This window comes from Persicobacter psychrovividus, from assembly GCF_036492425.1.
In the GTDB taxonomy this organism is placed as follows: domain Bacteria; phylum Bacteroidota; class Bacteroidia; order Cytophagales; family Cyclobacteriaceae; genus Persicobacter; species Persicobacter psychrovividus.
In genome coordinates this window covers 2,388,831-2,405,609 of the sequence record NZ_AP025292.1, presented here as the reverse complement: position 1 = coordinate 2,405,609, position 16,779 = coordinate 2,388,831, and the positions used below count along the sequence as shown (strand labels likewise).

Annotated in this window: 13 protein-coding genes; 8 read left to right on the top strand and 5 right to left on the bottom strand. The window is 43.4% G+C overall.

Annotation, left to right across the window (positions count from 1 at the left end):
* The first annotated feature begins 71 nt into the window (after positions 1 to 71).
* The 6 genes from purN (at position 72) to AABK40_RS10270 (ending at position 8,667) form a co-directional block, all read left to right on the top strand.
* A complete protein-coding gene (purN, locus tag AABK40_RS10295; protein WP_332919911.1) occupies positions 72 to 641 on the top strand; it encodes a phosphoribosylglycinamide formyltransferase in 570 nt (189 codons plus the stop codon).
* A gap of 118 nt (positions 642 to 759) precedes the next feature.
* Positions 760 to 2,286: a bifunctional phosphoribosylaminoimidazolecarboxamide formyltransferase/IMP cyclohydrolase gene (gene purH / locus AABK40_RS10290; RefSeq protein ID WP_338396988.1), complete on the top strand. Its 1,527-nt coding sequence runs from the start codon at positions 760 to 762 to the stop codon at positions 2,284 to 2,286.
* Positions 2,287 to 2,458: 172 nt separating this feature from the next.
* Positions 2,459 to 2,926, top strand: coding sequence for a DoxX family protein (locus AABK40_RS10285; RefSeq protein ID WP_338396987.1), 468 nt, complete (start codon positions 2,459 to 2,461; stop codon positions 2,924 to 2,926).
* 298 nt (positions 2,927 to 3,224) lie between these two features.
* Positions 3,225 to 4,805 (top strand): hypothetical protein, encoded by a 1,581-nt coding sequence (locus tag AABK40_RS10280; RefSeq protein ID WP_338396986.1) that lies wholly within the window; start codon positions 3,225 to 3,227, stop codon positions 4,803 to 4,805.
* 1 nt (position 4,806) lies between these two features.
* Positions 4,807 to 7,875, top strand: coding sequence for an MBOAT family O-acyltransferase (locus AABK40_RS10275; protein ID WP_338396985.1), 3,069 nt, complete (start codon positions 4,807 to 4,809; stop codon positions 7,873 to 7,875).
* 6 nt (positions 7,876 to 7,881) lie between these two features.
* Complete coding sequence (locus AABK40_RS10270; RefSeq protein WP_332919906.1) at positions 7,882 to 8,667, top strand: NYN domain-containing protein; 786 nt, start codon at positions 7,882 to 7,884, stop codon at positions 8,665 to 8,667.
* 42 nt (positions 8,668 to 8,709) lie between these two features.
* On the opposite strand, the gene AABK40_RS10265 is transcribed toward AABK40_RS10270, so the two are convergent.
* Complete coding sequence (locus AABK40_RS10265; protein WP_338396984.1) at positions 8,710 to 10,488, bottom strand: hypothetical protein; 1,779 nt, start codon at positions 10,486 to 10,488, stop codon at positions 8,710 to 8,712.
* 672 nt (positions 10,489 to 11,160) lie between these two features.
* Between AABK40_RS10265 and AABK40_RS10260 the strand changes: the two genes are divergently transcribed.
* Positions 11,161 to 11,646: a hypothetical protein gene (locus tag AABK40_RS10260; protein ID WP_338396983.1), complete on the top strand. Its 486-nt coding sequence runs from the start codon at positions 11,161 to 11,163 to the stop codon at positions 11,644 to 11,646.
* Positions 11,647 to 11,885: 239 nt separating this feature from the next.
* Here AABK40_RS10260 and dnaN read toward each other — a convergent pair whose 3' ends face one another.
* From dnaN to AABK40_RS10245, 3 genes are all read right to left on the bottom strand, one after another.
* On the bottom strand, positions 11,886 to 13,016 hold the full coding sequence (dnaN, locus tag AABK40_RS10255; RefSeq protein ID WP_332919903.1) for a DNA polymerase III subunit beta: 1,131 nt from the start codon (positions 13,014 to 13,016) through the stop codon (positions 11,886 to 11,888).
* Between the two features lie 135 nt (positions 13,017 to 13,151).
* On the bottom strand, positions 13,152 to 13,595 hold the full coding sequence (locus AABK40_RS10250) for a type I restriction enzyme HsdR N-terminal domain-containing protein (protein ID WP_332919902.1): 444 nt from the start codon (positions 13,593 to 13,595) through the stop codon (positions 13,152 to 13,154).
* Positions 13,596 to 13,635: 40 nt separating this feature from the next.
* Entirely contained in the window at positions 13,636 to 13,977 is a 342-nt protein-coding gene (locus tag AABK40_RS10245) for a hypothetical protein (protein WP_332919901.1), read from the bottom strand.
* Positions 13,978 to 14,403: 426 nt separating this feature from the next.
* Here AABK40_RS10245 and AABK40_RS10240 point away from each other — a divergent pair, with 426 nt between their 5' ends.
* Positions 14,404 to 16,188, top strand: coding sequence for an SLC13 family permease (locus AABK40_RS10240; RefSeq protein ID WP_332919900.1), 1,785 nt, complete (start codon positions 14,404 to 14,406; stop codon positions 16,186 to 16,188).
* On the opposite strand, the gene AABK40_RS10235 is transcribed toward AABK40_RS10240, so the two are convergent.
* The gene (locus tag AABK40_RS10235) at positions 16,185 to 16,730 is read right to left on the bottom strand and encodes an NUDIX domain-containing protein (protein WP_338396982.1); all 546 of its coding nucleotides are present in this window, start codon (positions 16,728 to 16,730) and stop codon (positions 16,185 to 16,187) included. The two genes, AABK40_RS10240 and AABK40_RS10235, sit on opposite strands and share 4 nt — an antisense overlap.
* Positions 16,731 to 16,779 lie beyond the last annotated feature (49 nt).

Here is a 16,779-nt window from a genome sequence, read left to right as displayed (position 1 = left end):
TTAAGCCGTAAAAAAGCATGTTTTGTTAAATTTGGAATTTTTTATTCAACACGGTTCATAACCTGCAATCCATGAAAAAGATCGCAATTTTTGCTTCCGGAAGCGGAAGTAATGCACAAAAGATCGCGGAGCATTTCCAAGATCACCCAAGCATAACAGTAAGCCTGATATTATGTAATAATCCTTCAGCTTACTGCTTGACGCGCGCAGAAAACCTGGGGATTCCTTCCTATGTTTTCGATCGCCCGACTTTCAGGGATGCCTCAAAAATGATGGCCGTTCTTCAGGAAAATGAAATCGACTTTATTGTGTTAGCGGGTTTTTTATGGCTCGTTCCGCCTTATCTGGTGGAGGCTTACCCGAACAGAATACTGAATATTCACCCTGCGCTATTGCCTAAATTTGGCGGTAAAGGGATGTACGGCATGAACGTGCACCAGGCCGTTGTGGAAGCGCAGGAAAAGGAAACCGGCATCACGATTCATTATGTGAACGAACGCTACGATGAAGGCGCGACGGTTTTCCAGGCTACTGTAGCGGTTGAATCTACGGATAGCCCTGAGCAGGTGGCTGAAAAAATCCACGCGTTAGAATATGCACACTTTCCTGCAGTGATTCAGCAGGTGGTGGAAGAAATATAAAATTATTGGGCCCTTTTCTCTGAGGGCTTTTTTTGTTGCTATACTTTCGTGTAGCTCATAAATAAGGCAATAAAATCATTCTATTACCAGATTTCTTTAATAAGTAAACTACAACTCCATGTCAGTAAAAAAAATCAAATCGGCACTGATCTCTGTTTTCTACAAAGATAATTTAGAACCAATTATCAAATTGTTGAAAGACCAAGGCGTTACGATCTACTCTACCGGAGGCACGCAAAAGTTCATTGAAGAGCAAGGCGCTGAAGTGATTCCTGTGGAAGACTTGACAAGTTACCCGTCGATTTTGGGTGGTCGTGTGAAAACACTTCACCCGAAAATTTTTGGAGGTATCCTGAACCGTCGTGATAACGATACCGACCAGTCGCAAATTGCGGAATTCGAGATCCCTGAGATCGACTTAGTCATCGTGGATTTGTATCCTTTTGAAGAAACAGTAGCTTCAGGTGCTGCGGCAGAGGCGATTATCGAGAAAATTGACATCGGTGGTATTTCTTTGATCCGTGCGGCGGCAAAGAATTTCAAGGATGTTACAATTGTGGCTTCAAGAGCGCAATATGGTGAATTGGAGCAGGTATTGACAGACCACGAGGGCGGTACAACAATGGCTGACCGTCGTCGTTTTGCAGCTCAGGCATTTGCGGTATCTTCTCATTATGACAGTGCCATTTTCAACTATTTCAACCAGGACGAAACTTTACCAGCTTTCCGCGTAAGCGAAAACGAAAGCCGTACGCTTCGTTATGGTGAAAACCCTCATCAAAAAGGGGAGTTTTTCGGTGCATTCAATGCAATGTTCGACCAACTGCATGGCAAGGAGATTTCTTACAACAACTTGGTGGATATCGATGCAGCGGTATCGTTGGTAGAAGAATTTAAGGGTGAAACCGCTTTTGCGATTCTGAAACATACCAATGCTTGTGGTTGTGCCACAGCTGAAACCGTTAAAGATGCTTATTTGAAAGCCTTCGCTGCAGATACAATCTCTGCTTTTGGTGGCGTGCTTTGTACCAATGGAAGTGTAGATTTGGCTGCCGCAGAAGAAATCAACAAACTTTTCTGCGAGGTATTGATTGCCCCTTCTTACTCTGAGGAGGCTTTGGAACTTTTGAAATCAAAGAAAAACCGTATTCTTTTGGTGCAGAAGCAGCCGTTAACCACTACAAAAATGTTTAAAAACTGTCTGAATGGTGTAATTGTTCAGGATAGAGATTTGAAAACAGATGCGATTGAAGATTTAACTTTGGCGACCAAAAAAGCGGTTTCTGAAGAAGAAAAGAAAGCGTTGATCTTCGCATCGAAAATTTGTAAACATACCAAATCCAATGCGATTGTGTTGGCTGCTGAAGGGCAATTGTTTGCAACTGGTGTTGGCCAAACTTCCCGCGTGGATGCATTGCGCCAGGCGATTGAAAAAGCAAAATCGTTCAAATTTGACTTGTCGAAAGCGGTGCTGGCCTCTGATGCCTTCTTCCCATTTGCCGACTGTGTAGAGATTGCCCGTGCAGAGGGAATCAAAACGGTTATTCAGCCAGGTGGTTCTGTTCGCGATAAAGACTCTGTTGCTTATTGCGATGAAAACGACATGGCAATGGTCTTCACGGGTGTTCGTCATTTCAAACACTAAGATTCAAATACCACTCAATGATACTAAAGCCACCCTTTTCGGGTGGCTTTTTTTTGTCATTTGATTAAATTTATTACTTCAAGAATAAATGATCATAAAAAAATATTATTTGTTTTTCGATAGATATCATTATTATTATATTTAATTATCTAAACGTTGAATATTTATATTAATGAGAAAGTGGTCGCATTTTGGTCGTTTGTTTCTGAGGGTCTCTTTTAGCTTGTTATTGATTCCCTTCGGAATTGAGCAATTGGACCTGTTGATGTCCGCTGGAACCAACGCAACATTTTTAGCTCAAACGGGCGTATCTGCCATAGCCCTATTGTTTTTGGGCATTACCGCCTGCCTGATCTGCCCCTTATTAATTATGCTCGGTATCCGAAGTCGAATCGTAGCGATCTTTCCAGCTGCTGTACTCTTTACTTTGGCCCTGCTCTCCGCCTTTTCAGCCACGGTAACGCTGGAAGAGAACCTTTTTGTGTATTTCATCGGTATGGTGACGATCATTATTCTCGGAGATGGAAAATACGCCATGATTCCCGATCATCGTTTTCAGGATTTTTTTGGCAGAAAAACTTACAACCGAAGTCGGAAAGTCAGGACAGTTACCAAAAAGCGCACAGAACTCACCGCCTGATCCTTCTTGCGGTTAAAGAACAGAACATGAAAATTTCACCTGCTTAGCCTTTTAAACCCAGTGTTTTGAAGGCTATTTTTTTGCCTCTGTATTTAGAAATTGCGTAATTTCGTGCCCTTAACCATTGAAAACCGCAATAACTCACCGCAAGCCTTCATTCTTATTGGTAATTTAACCTTAACTTTGTTGCTTGGTGGAGTAATTTTTGTTGGAGAAGGAATGTGCAGAACCAAGGATATTATAAAAAGGTTAGTAATGCTATACAGCGAAAAATATCCTGTTGACCGAGTGAATAATTGTGAGAGAAAATAAATACTTTAAAGAGACATTGCATACCCTGATTTTAGTGCTTTGTTTCGGATTAATATATCAGGTGGCAACACCACATATCGAAGCACTTCAGGGGTTTAGAAATTTTCATTTTTTCAGTGACCTGATCCTCAAAGAGCCGTCGAAGGAAGCGCCCGCGGAAAATAAAATCAGTGAAGAAGATATTCTGGCGCAAATTGACGCTGCCGCTTCGGAAGATTCGAGCCGCCGAGCGGGGAAGCAGGCGCTGAAAAAACCAGTGATTCCTGTTAAAAAGACCGTTAGCAAATCTCAGAAAACGGTACAACAACCCGCAAAAAAAGCAGTGCCTGAAGCAAAAAGTAAAACCACTGCTTCAGCAAAAGCCAAATTTAAATCGCCTGCCTTTCAAAGCCCAAATTTGCAGCAATTTTATGCCGCATTGGATGCCCTGAAAACAGGGAAAAAGAAACAGGTACGGATTGCCTTTTTTGGGGATTCCATGATTGAAGGCGATTTGATCGTCAGTACGGTACGTTCGTTGTTCCAGCAAAAATTTGGCGGTTCTGGTGTTGGTTTTGTGCCGATGATCTCCAACGTGGCAGGCTTCCGTGGCACGATACGCCATAAATTTTCTGATAACTGGCAACATGACAATTATATTTTCAATCGGAAAACAACCCCTTACGCCTTTGGTATCAGCTGCGATGTAAGTTATGCCACCCCTGCGGAAACCTATGATGATCTGTGGGTACGGTTTGAAGGCGTTCACCGCAAACGACTGGACAGCCTGAAAAATATTAAGTTATATTACGGTCAGTCACAGGCCAAGCGACGAGATTATAGCATGATGGCCGTTTTGGATAAACGGGATTCCGTTCAGTTCAAGCTTGATGGACAAAAGGCCGTGAATCAGCTTACGGTTTCTGAAAAGGCCGTAAAGCGGGTTGATCTTCACGTAAAGGCAGACAAAGATTTACCATTTTATGGCGTAAGTGTGGAGTCGGACAAAGGGGTGATTGTCGATGATTTGTCGTTGAGAGGCAGTAGTGGGACACATTTGAGGCACCTGAAAGGAGATGTACTTACGGCTTTCAACCAATACCTCGATTACGATTTGGTCATTATGCAATATGGTGCCAATGTGGTGGATACCACCAACCTTAATTATGGCTGGTATGGGGTGAATTTGTATAAAACCATCCGATTTATGCAAGAGGAATTCAAAGCGCCTTGCCTGATCGTATCTATGGCTGATAAAGCCCGTAAAATTGATGGGGAGCTAAAGACAGACCCCGCAGTTCATGGTGTAATTACCGCTCAGATGGGCGCGGCCAAAAAAGCCAACGCCACCTTTTTTAACCTGTTCAATGCTATGGGTGGCGAGGGGTCGATGATCCAATGGGTTGATGATCCCAAACCGAAGGCAAATAAAGATTACACCCACTTTAATTTCAGGGGTGCCAACAAGGTAGGGCACCTGCTTTATGATTTTTTACTCGACGGCTGGAAGGTACGTCAGGAGGAAATTCGGGCGCGCGCAAAGAAACGCGTAGAGGTAAAAACGATCCAAACAAAAAACATTCGATAAGATGACTTTTAAACAGCTTTTTTTAATTTTTATGGGTCTGTTGGGGTGGTCTTTTTCGACAGTGGCTCACCCTTCCGATCATGAGGTGAAGGTGCCCTCAGGCCTACTGAATGAAGCCGCAGACAGTATAGGTAATGCGCAGTATATTCGTCCGTTTCTGAAGAAACTCAGTGGGCTGGAGGCTGACCAGCGGGATAAAGTCCGCGTGTTTCATATCGGGGACAGCCATATTCAGGCGGACTTTTTCAGTGGAGAGGTGCGTAACCTGATGCAGGGGACTTTTGGTGATGGCGGCTGGGGAGCAAGTTTTCCCTATCGCTTATCGCATACCAACGGACCTTCAGCGGTAAAGTACAGCTCAAATATCCGTTGGAAAGGCAAAAGAAATTCACTGCGGAAACCTGTGCAGGAAACCGGAGTTTCGGGACATAGCATTAAAAGTACTTCTGACTTCTATCAGATCAACTTAAAATTACAGGACAGCCTTCGGCATTTCGATCGCCTGTGGGTGTTTGCCAAACCCAGTGATCGGGCCTATGATTTTAAAGTTGGAGTAGCCAAAGCGCAGGCGGCTACGGAGAAAAAATATATTGCGGCACCGACTAAAGTGTATCATAAAGTGCGCTCAGGGGATAACCTGTCGTCTATTGCTAAAAAATATGGTGTGCGGGTATCGCACCTTCAGCAATGGAATGGCATGGGGCGAAAAACCATGATTCGCGCTGGGCAAAAATTAGTGGTAAAAAATGGCGATCAGCCATCGGCAGTGTCAAGACTGAAAAGTGATGATGTTGTCTGGGCGAAGGTGAAAGCACAGCATTTTGGCGTTGGAATGCAGGTATTTTCTTGGGACAGTCCTCAGCAGGCGTGTTTGCTGCAGGGGTTTAAGAAAAACACCCAACAGCAGGAGTCGGTATTTACGGGCTTCTATCTGGAAGATTCTCAGGCTAAGGGTATTGTTTACAGTATGCTGGGCGCTAATGGTGCGCAATTCCGAGATTACAATCGCTATCCATTGTTTTTTGAGCAGCTCGGGCAATTGCCTTCCGACCTGTATGTCCTTTCCATGGGCACCAATGAATGTTTCGATCCATCCTACACGATGGTAGAGTACAAAGATGATATGCGCCACTTCATTGGGCAGATCCGAAAATATCACCCTGAAGCGTCCATTATTTTAACCACTCCTGCGGACAGTTATATCGGTCGGGGAAGTAAAAAGCGCTACAACCCTCGCGTGAAAGCGGTACACGATGCCATGCTCCAAATTTCAAATGAGCAGCGTGTTGCTTATTGGGACTGGTGGGCTGTGATGGGTGGCGAGAACGGCATTCGCGCATGGAAAAAAGCAGGTTATAGCCGCGATTATGTGCATTTTTCTGCTGGAGGCTACCGTATTCAGGCAAGGTGCTTTTATCAGGCAATGATTCGTGCCTATGAACAATCGGGTGGGGAGTTGCTGTTACCGCCGAAAGGGCTGGATGTGAAGGATGCCATGCCGATTGATGGCCAATACCTGACTCCTGAGTTCCTTCAGAAAATCAGGAAAGAACAGGTGGCTGAAGATAAAGGGGAGGCGGCACTTTTCAGCCTTCCAAACTTTGATCAGGTCAATTGGTCGGCGATTTCATCGGTATTTACCTATCAGAAAACACGCCCTTTACTGTTTAACTCTGGCTTGTTTCTGATCCTGTTCATCCTCTTCTATGCCATTTATCTGAAGTGGGAGCATATTCACTCTTTTCGGGTGATATATGTAACGATTTTTTCCCTTTTCTTCTATTTTAAATCGAGCGGGATCTTTTTTGTGCTCCTGATATTCTCTTCCATAGTGGATTATTATATCGGGAATAAGCTTTATAAGGTCACCGATCCGAAGCAGCGGAAGTTGTACCTCGCACTCAGTGTCATTGTTAATCTCGGCTTGTTGGGTTATTTTAAGTATACCAATTTCTTTATCGATAGTGTGAACGCTATTGCGGGAGGCCATATTGCTCATGCCAACATTTTTCTGCCCATAGGTATTTCATTTTATACCTTTCAGACGATGAGTTACTCAATTGACCTCTATCGTAAATCAATGAAACCTGCGGAGTCTTTCGGAGACTTTATGTTTTTCGTAACCTTCTTTCCGCAGTTGGTGGCGGGGCCTATCGTTCGGGCAGCAGACTTTATTCCTCAGATCCGACAGAAGATCAGCCTGAATAAGCGCCAAATGACCATCGCCCTGACATTGATTATCGGTGGACTGATCAAAAAGGCCATCATTTCCGATTATATCAGTGTAAATTTTGTGGATCGGGTGTTTACCCAGCCGACCCTGTATTCTGGTTTTGAAAACCTGATGGCCGTGTATGGTTACGCCATTCAAATTTATTGCGACTTTTCAGGGTATTCGGATATGGCCATTGGTATAGCATTGCTGATGGGCTTTCAGTTGCCAGAGAATTTTCGGACGCCCTATAATGCTTTCAGCCTGACGGAATTTTGGCGACGCTGGCATATTTCTCTTTCCTCCTGGCTTCGGGATTACCTGTATATTCCGCTCGGGGGGAATAAAAATGGAACAGTCAGAACTTATATTAACCTGATGCTGACCATGATTCTCGGTGGATTGTGGCATGGGGCATCATGGAATTTTGTATTGTGGGGAACAATGCACGGGGTGGTGCTGGCTATTGAAAGGCTGGTAAAGACCTATTGGAGGCTGCCATCAAATGCCGTAACCCGTTCCCTCGGGCAATTATATACTTTCCACTGGGTATGTTTGGCGTGGGTGTTTTTCCGTGCAGGAAGTTTCGCCCAGGCAAGTACCGTGATCAGTAGAATTTTTACAGATACGACCTGGAAGCAAATTCCTGTCGTAATTATGGGATATAAGGAGGTTTTTGGCTTAATTATACTTGGATACCTGACACACCTGATTCCCAACCGTTGGGAAAACAGATTTAAGCATACGCTGAGTATTTTTCCCGTATGGGGAAGAGCACTGACGCTCGCCTTTGTGATGTGGTGTGTTTGGCAAGTGACTTCTTCAGATGTTCATCCCTTTATTTATTTTCAGTTTTAGATTTTTATGAAAAAAGAAAAACAAGACAGGGACTTAGCGGTCCTGATTGATGCCGACAATGTGTCGTCTAACTATGTGACGGAGATGATGGCGGAGATCGCTCGTTTTGGACGCTTAACCACTAAAAGAATATATGGAGATTGGACCAAACCCAATTTGGGGGGATGGAAAAATGTCCTTTTGGAAAATGCCATCAGTCCTGTGCAACAATATGGTTACACTCAGGGAAAAAATGCGACAGACTCCGCCATGATTATCGATGCAATGGATATTCTGTATTCTGGAAGCGTGGATGGTTTTTGTATTGTTTCCAGTGACAGTGATTTTACCCGTTTGGCCACCCGACTTCGGGAATCCGGCATGTGGGTGATGGGCGTTGGGGAACAGAAAACTCCCAAGCCGTTCATTATCGCTTGTGATAAATTTGTGTACCTGGAAGTGTTGCGTCAGAAGGAATCCTCGAAAGATGAGAATGACAATGATCAGGGGGCTACGTCCAAGAATGAGGATTCAGCGACCTCGATCAAGCGAATCGATGGGAAAGTGTTGGCACTTCTGCGGAAAACAATTGATGATGTTTCCGATGATTCAAGCTGGGCAAACCTCGGAGAATTTGGATCGATGCTCAATAAGCAAAGACCAGATTTTGATCCTCGAAACTATGGTTTCCGCAAGCTGATGAATATGATGAAATTTCTCTCAGATTATTTTGAAGTCGATGAGCGTGCCTCCAGTAACGATAAGAATGTTAAGCATGTTTATGTCAGGGCGCTCAGGAAGCGTCGGAAGTAAAAAAAAGTCCCCTGAGATTCATTTTCTCAGGGGACTTTTTTATTAAAATTTAGGCATACTGTGTTGGATGTTCTGCATCGTTTGTTGATGCATCATTTGATGGAATTGTTGTTGCTGAAGTTGCATCATCATCATATCCTGAGATTGGTTCATCAGTAAATCCCAATAAGAGCGTTGTATGGTGAAAACATCTGAATAAAAGTTTATCCTCACAATCACTCGTGTCTCTTCAGCAGTGGGGTTACTATTATAGATGCTTATTTTCTTTTTCTTGAATTGCTTAATTAATGCAGGAGTCAGCTGTTTTTCCCAAAATGGGGCTTCTGGTGCACCGACTAACTGAAGGTCCTTCACCCTAAGGTCTTTTCCGAAGGTAACTTTTGCCAAAAAAGAAGGTGATTTTAGTAGGTGGGTATATAAATCAGGGTCTAATTCGACCTTCTTTGTGTCAAATTCAAGATTTAGCGGTTTGGGCCATAAGGTTTGAGAAATGTATTTTTTGTCATCTCCCATGAAGAAGCTTTTGGTTAAATGTTTCCGACTAAACTCTCGTCGGATTTTTCTCTTGGCTAAGGGATCCCACAGGGTTTCGATTCCCGCGCCTTCTTCGTTTAATTTTTCGTTTCCGAGAGAATCCTTGACACTGATGAAACTGACCTTTCCATTTTTGATTTGGTAAGTGTAATGCGCTTGTTGATGGTTTGGGAAATAAGTAATGTAGGTGTCTTTGTCGAAAGGGTAATTTTTCAACGTTTTTTTTGTTGCTGTAGAGGGTACAGGAATAAACACCTTTCGGAGACTGCCATCTGGGCGGAAGTATTTGACCTCACCAATCAATTGCGTTTCGTATTGGTTGGCTGAAGATTCATGCCATTTGCTTTGTTCTGTTTTCTGCTTTAGTGCTCTTAGCTCTTTGTCAGAAATTTGTGGATCAGAAAAAGCGTTTTGGCTGGAGGGGTGATCACTTGTTATGATGTTTTCCCAAAGGGTTTTGACCTGCTCACTGACATTAAATCTGTAGGTGGCAGTTTTAACCAAAACATCCTGCTGGTTATAGTATTCAAGCTCCCAAAGATTCGGTATAACCTCCTTAACTTTCGCTTTCAGGTGGTAATTTTTATGGTCTGTGGTACGGATACCCTTTTGATCAAAATATAAATAGCCATTGCTTTTCGAAGCATGATGGTAGTCCGAAACTTTGATCCAATGCGCAAGGTTATTAATCTCAATTTTTTTCATTTCCTTCAAGCTTTCCTCAAGCACGGGGACATTTCCAAAAACCTTCCGAAGGCCAGCCTTATGCCATACCTTATTAACTTGAACATTGTAAAAGTGAGTGCCACCCCAAGCGATCAGGTCGTTGTTAAAGGTTTTGTATAGCTGCATATCAGCGACTTTCTCATCCTCAAATAACAAATACATTTTTGGCGTTTGACTATTCCCTATAATGATTTTTTCTTTTGAGGTAACGATCTTACGTTCTCCCGCCCAAATGCTATCGATTTCATCAGTTTTGATCTTAAACTTGGTGTTCCGGTAAGGGTCCTTGAAATGTGCTTTCTTTTTAGGGATTTCGATGCTAAGATTGACGGGATAGTCATAAGAACTGGAATATAGGATTGCAGGCACTTCCCTTTCAGCAAAATTGAAACCCATCGAAGCCTCATGAAAAGAGGTTTCTTCGTAATTTTCCAAAGCATCTGCAGTTACTGGATATTGGCCTTGGATCAATTGATAATATAATTCAGTAGGAGCCTCTTGAGCGACTGCGGAATTAATGGTGAAAAGCAACAGGAGTAAAATAATCCCTGGATGTCTCATGGTCTTAAATAGGTTGATGTGATGGTGTAATTTTAGTGGGTGAAAATAGTTAAATACTCCGATCAATCCTAAGTAAGCAGCTCATAATGCTTTTTTTTGGGCATTCTGACAATGCTTCTTTGTCAGCGAGTCTGATATATTCAAATGTAATGGGGTAGGGTTGATGAGCCTAAACTCCAATACAGCGGGGGTTGTTGCATAACTTGAATTGTAATTTATATCATCAAATAATATTCGGATCTGGCAGGGTCAGCCCCATGAGTATAACCTAAATAGTCATTTTGCACGCTAACTTCAGGCGAACACGTGGGTTCGCCCGCAATGTCATTAAGTTAAGGATTTTGAGGGACACAGGTCTAAATTTGAAATGCTCGTAGAGGCGTTATTCTTAACGACTCACGTAACAATTTGAATAAATCTAAGAGGAAACCTATAAAATCACCATTGAATTAGACGTTAAAAATAACGTTTCTACAGGATAATGCGCTTAACTTAATGACATTGGGTTCGCCCGTGCCCAACAGCATAAAATTCTGTAAGGTGATTTTAGATTAGAGTTCTGCGACAGCCCCTGGGGTAAAAGGATGATGTTTTATATGTAAGGTTTTTGTTTTTTCAGTAGCGAATAAGAAGTACAACTTGCTTATCTTGAGTAGATAACCAACAAGCTACATGATGAAAGTACTTAAATTTATTGGTCTGTTTTCAATATTGTTCAGCGTAGGTGCTTGTGCTGAGAAACAAGCGGTACAAGAGGAAATCGAGATTTCAGGGATTGATTGGGATAATTTTGAATTACCCGAAGGGTTTATGACTACACATATTGACCTTGAGGAAATGCCAATAGTAGAGGTGGTTGATGTCTTTGCTGCTGAATTTTTTGAAGAGGGAGAAATTATGGGAGAGGAGATGATTGACGATCCTATACAGTTTAAAATAACCCCTTCTGAATTGGTCGTAAACCCGCTTGGTGCGCAGTCTAATGTCAAATATGAGGATCATGGAAAATACAACACAAAGCAAAATTTAATGGAAGAACTGTTAAGGATTGTATCTGAATTGAAGCCTTCTGCTGATCAGTTTTTAGATGTTAGAGTGGATCGTGGGGTAGATAATTCCTGTGTGTATGCTCATATTTATGCGAGGTTGATTAAGTAACTATGCTCAATATTGGTTTTAAGCAACAAACAATATTGTCAGGGGGAAAGTAATTTATCATCATTAATTCAAAAGAGTCGCTTGGATCAAAGAAACTCGAGATATGTAAAGCAAAAAAAATCACGGTAATCCTTTTAGTCATGTAAATCATGGTCAAAAAAACATGAAGCCCACTCCCCACAAAAAAAGGCTGTTGAAATCTATTCAACAGCCTTTTTTCTTTATTTTTCAATTTCCGATCAATAGTAATTGTTCAACATTACTGGCATTACTAACATCAGTAAGTCTTCGTTTTCATCCTGATCCGTTGGGACGATCAATCCTGCGCGGTTAGGCTGAGAGAATTGGAAAGTTACTTCCGTGGCATTGACATTGTTCAGCATTTCAATCAAGAATTTTGCATTGAAACCAATATCGATGTCCTCACCTGAATGCTGACAAGCCAAAGTTTCGTTGGCTTCGTTCGAGAAGTCCAAATCTTCCGCATGAACTGCAAGATCATTTCCTTTGATCGACAAACGCACCTGGTTGGTGGTTTTGTTGGCGTAAATGGCCAAACGCTTCAACGTGCTCAGGAATTGTGCACGATTGATGGTCATCTCATTGTGGTTATCCAATGGAATCACGTTTTCATAATCAGGGAAACGCTCATCAATCAATCGGCAGATCAAACGCAGATTGTTGAAAGAAAAGAATGCGTTAGCATCGTTGAACTCGATCGTTACTGGAGTTTCATCAGTTGGTAAAGTCGATTTCAACAAGTTCAATGCCTTACGAGGAAGAATGATGGATGCCTCTGAAGCCCCCTCGATGTCTGAACGGCGGTAACGTACCAATCGGTGGCCATCAGTGGCTACGAAAGTAATGTTTTCGGCATTCAGATTCATGTAAACGCCTGTCATCGCAGGGCGAAGGTCATCCGTTCCAGCAGCGAAAAGCGTATTGTTGATCGCGCGGCTCATCACTTCTCCAGAAAGCTCAATAGATTGGCCACCCTCTACACTTGAGGTGCGGGGGAAGTCCGTTGGGTTCTCTCCAGTAAGTTTATAAAGACCGTTTTCAGAACTGATTTCAATACCTGATGTTTCTTCATCAACTGAAATAGTTACAGGCTGTTCAGGAAGGTTTTTCAGGGTGTCCAACAAGATTTTTGCAGGAATAGCAATACTGCCACTCTCCTGAGCATTCACTTCAATCTCCGTGATCATCGAAGATTGCAAGTCAGATGCTGTTACCGTCAGTTTTCCTGATTCACCATCAATTTCGAACAAAAAATTCTCCAAAATTGGCACCACGGGATTAGTGGTAACGACGCCATGAATTTTGGACAATTGCTTCAACAATGAAGAAGAAGAAACAATAAATTTCATATATGTGCAGGGTTAAAATTGCAAGATAATGCCCTCGGATGGGCGATACTTTCCCAATGTATTTGGGGAACTTCAAAGGTAAAAAATTAATCCGTTAATTGAAATCTGACTGCCGATTAGGCGCAATAATTTTGGCTATTTTGGAAAGGGAGGAAAGCCGCTGATCCATTTGCTGCCTTCGGGGGTGCAGTGCATACAGCCGTGTTGTAAGCCATTGGTAATCGCGATGTAAGGGGCGCGCAGGCTTTGGTTGTAAGTTGCGGCTTGTTGTACCACTTTGGCGTCGAGCTTGATTTTCGGTGCTTTGCATTCTACCAACAGAAACGGAGCGCCATTGCGGTCATAAATCAGGATGTCTGAGCGTTTTTGTATGCCGTGGTATTTCAGGCCGCTTTCCATTGAAATAAGCGCCGAGGGGTATTGGCATTGTTGGATAAGGTATTGTACGAAGTGTTGCCTTACCCATTCTTCAGGAGTAAGGACGACCTCTTTTTTACGAAGGGGGTCAAAAAGTAACTTGCGCCCCGATGCTTCCCGAATCTCAAAAGGGAAGGAGGGTAAATTTAGTTTTTCCATCATCGGGGTGCAAGTTGCATAAGATTTGGCGAATGCCCAAAAATCAGGCGCCAACCCTCATGTTGAGGTAGGATTGTTTCCTACGCGCTACTGTCTTGAGGGTGTCTTTGATTTTGTCTTTAATTTTTGGTGCATTTCTGTCTTTGGCTTCATAGGTCAGTAGTTTGTGTACTGTAGAAGCGTTGTTAAGCATTTTTTTCAGGTCTTTTAAGGCTTCGGGCTTGACCGAGACCTCGATGTCATATTGCATTAAAGTAGGCAAAAGGCTTGACTGCGCTCGGAGCTGACCAATATTGATTGATTTTCCTACAAATGCAGTGGTGATTTGGGCTAAAGTTTCATCGCTGCTGTCAGCGAACAAGGTAATCCAAAATTGCTTTTCCATTTTAATTGCATTTAATATATTAATGGGGGTATAAAAAAAAGTCCTTCACTCATTTTACGGAGAGAAGGACTTTTCGTTTATGCTCGATACAAATTCACGGTCATGACGATAATCCTTCTCTAATGCGATACATAGAGTAGTTTAAGCGTTGTTTAATGACCATATTATTTGGTGTCGAAAGCATAAAAATCATGTGAATTTTTGTATGCAGGTAATTTAGGGAGGAATTTTTTATTCCCCAAATATTTGGGTGTAAAAATTACGATTTTTATTGTTGGAACCCTTTGATTGTTAGGAAAATGAAAATTTTCAGTGGGCGGAAGGGGGGCGGGCTAATTTTTAATTATTGGGTGGAGTCATAGGATAGGACGGCCTAAATACTTAAATTTCTGCCTTGAATTTTACGGTATTCTAACAAAAAAATATATGCTTTCAGAGGCAGCCCAACCTTATTTTGTCATCGCAGCTACCTTTTTGCTTTTCGTATTTATCTACCTGAACAAGATTCGTGCATCGGTGGGCTTTTTGCTGACGGGTTTACTTTTTGCAGTGATGGGGATTTTACACAGTAAAGATTTACTGATCGGCTTCTCGAATTCCTCCATCGCCTCGGTGGTTTTGTTGATTTTGATTACGGCAGGCTTGCGGAAAAACTTCAACCTCGCTGGGATGATCGATAAGCTTTTTCCTGCACAGGTGAGTTACAAAGGCTTTTTGGCGCGGATGATGGCCAAAGTGGCGATTCTTTCCTCGATCATCAATAATACGCCTGTGGTGGCGATCATGACCCCTTACATTATCAGCTGGGGAAAGCGTAATAAAATCAGCCCTTCCAAATTATTGATCCCTTTGTCTTTTGCCACAATTCTTGGCGGAATGATTACACAAATTGGTACCTCGACAACATTGGTGTTGCAGGGTTTTTTGGAGTCCTCCGATCTGCCGAGTATTCAGCCTTTCGACCTGTTCCGTATCGGTGGGACAGTCGTGATTGTCGGGATTGCTTTTTTTGTGCTTTATGGGCATCGCCTTTTGCCTGACCGCCAAAGAGCAGTAGCGGATTTCCGTGAAAATATTCGGGAGTTTGTGGTCGAAACTCATCTGTCTGACAGATCGAAACTGGTGGGCAAAACTATTCTGGAGGCAGGCTTGCGTAATTTGAAGGGGGTATACCTGGTGGAGATTCTTCGTGGCGACCGCGTGATTTCGCCCGTGGAACCTGAAGAGATTATTCAGGGGGGCGACAGCCTTTTCTTTGCTGGAGATACCAGCTCTATTCACGACCTTGTGAAATCAATGGAAGGTTTGCGCCTGCCGAAAGATAAATATCAGCAAGAAAATGAGGCCGTACGGGTGATTGAGACCGTGATTGCCAAAACGTCCCCACTCATCGGGCGGACGGTCAAGACCTCAGGCTTCCGGAACCGCTATGATGCCGCAGTGGTGGCAATTCACCGACAGGGCGAACGCCTCTCGGGGAAAATCGGTAATATGACCCTGCTCTCGGGAGATTTATTACTGCTGTATGCCGGGCCCAACTTTACGAAGAATGTCAATTTTTTCAGTGATTTGCATGTGGTGAATCAGGTGGAGGAGTTTGCCAAGCCAAGTAAGCAACGCAGCTGGGCACTTATCCTGACCGCCTTGATTTCTATCGGGCTTGCGGCTACGGGCGTGTACCCATTGTTCTTGTCGTTGATGGTCATCTTTTCAGTGATGGCAGCGACCAAGCTGATTTCAATTACAGATATAAAACGCACCATCGATCTGGATATGCTTGCTATTTTGGCCTTTTCACTGGTTTTGGGACGGGCGATGGTAGTTACGAAAGCCGGCGACCTGCTGGCCGCTGGCTTATTGGAGGTGCTGCAACCTATTGGGCCACTGGCCGTGCTTGTGGGTTTGTTTATCATCACGATTGTACTGACAAGCTTCGTGACCAATGTTGGGGCAGTATCCATTGCCTTTCCTTTGGCTTTGTCGATCTCCCACCAAATGGGGATGGACGGAACACCGCTTTATCTTGCGATTGCCTATGCGGCCTCGGGGGCATTCCTGACCCCGATTGGCTATCAGACCAACCTGATGGTCTTTGCCCCTGGCGGTTATACATTCAGTGATTTTATAAAGGTCGGTTTACCGATGACCCTCATTTATATGGTGGTTGTGATTACAGCGATCTGCGTGCTGTATCACTCCTGTTTTTTTTAGCTTTTCAGTAGGGCATATTTATAAATGGCCGCCACGGAAATAGCTTCGGTGATCTGGTGGTTGTCGATCATTTGAAGGGCGGTTTTCAGGCTGACTTTTTTTACTTCCAGCACTTCGGTTTCATCCGGAGCCGTTGTGCCATGCGTTACCTCCTGAGCAAGGAAAATTTCCGCCTCCTGATCCGTGGAGGATACTGAAGGGTGCAGGTACAGGAAAGGGTGCCATGATTTTGCCACAATGCCGGTTTCTTCTTTCAGCTCCCGTTTTGCAGCTTCAAGGGCTGGTTCGCCAGCAGGTGCACCCCCCAAGGGGATTTCCCAGGAATACTGATCGATGGCATACCGGTATTGGCCAACGAGCCAGATGTTCCCTTCCTGATCGATGGTCAGTGCGCCGACTGCTTTTTGCTGAAAATGAACTTTACTGTACTGGTCTTTTTTCCCTGAAGGGGTAATGACCTGGTCCTGCTCAATTTTGATCCACGGAGTTTCATGCACGGTATCGCTGTTGAGTTTTTTCCAAGGGTTCTCCATCTCTTTCATCGGCTCATGTTTTTTTAAATAGGCTTATGTGTTTGAACTCCCAATTCGG

What these genes read in the sequence shown, in the direction of transcription:
- purN (WP_332919911.1), top strand. Translation starts at nt 72, where the DNA reads ATGAAAAAGATCGCAATTTTTGCTTCCGGAAGCGGAAGTAATGCACAA.
- purH (WP_338396988.1), top strand. Translation starts at nt 760, where the DNA reads ATGTCAGTAAAAAAAATCAAATCGGCACTGATCTCTGTTTTCTACAAA.
- AABK40_RS10285 (WP_338396987.1), top strand. Translation starts at nt 2,459, where the DNA reads ATGAGAAAGTGGTCGCATTTTGGTCGTTTGTTTCTGAGGGTCTCTTTT.
- AABK40_RS10275 (WP_338396985.1), top strand. Translation starts at nt 4,807, where the DNA reads ATGACTTTTAAACAGCTTTTTTTAATTTTTATGGGTCTGTTGGGGTGG.
- AABK40_RS10270 (WP_332919906.1), top strand. Translation starts at nt 7,882, where the DNA reads ATGAAAAAAGAAAAACAAGACAGGGACTTAGCGGTCCTGATTGATGCC.
- AABK40_RS10265 (WP_338396984.1), bottom strand. Translation starts at nt 10,488, where the DNA reads ATGAGACATCCAGGGATTATTTTACTCCTGTTGCTTTTCACCATTAAT.
- AABK40_RS10260 (WP_338396983.1), top strand. Translation starts at nt 11,161, where the DNA reads ATGATGAAAGTACTTAAATTTATTGGTCTGTTTTCAATATTGTTCAGC.
- dnaN (WP_332919903.1), bottom strand. Translation starts at nt 13,016, where the DNA reads ATGAAATTTATTGTTTCTTCTTCTTCATTGTTGAAGCAATTGTCCAAA.
- AABK40_RS10250 (WP_332919902.1), bottom strand. Translation starts at nt 13,595, where the DNA reads ATGATGGAAAAACTAAATTTACCCTCCTTCCCTTTTGAGATTCGGGAA.
- AABK40_RS10245 (WP_332919901.1), bottom strand. Translation starts at nt 13,977, where the DNA reads ATGGAAAAGCAATTTTGGATTACCTTGTTCGCTGACAGCAGCGATGAA.
- AABK40_RS10240 (WP_332919900.1), top strand. Translation starts at nt 14,404, where the DNA reads ATGCTTTCAGAGGCAGCCCAACCTTATTTTGTCATCGCAGCTACCTTT.
- AABK40_RS10235 (WP_338396982.1), bottom strand. Translation starts at nt 16,730, where the DNA reads ATGAAAGAGATGGAGAACCCTTGGAAAAAACTCAACAGCGATACCGTG.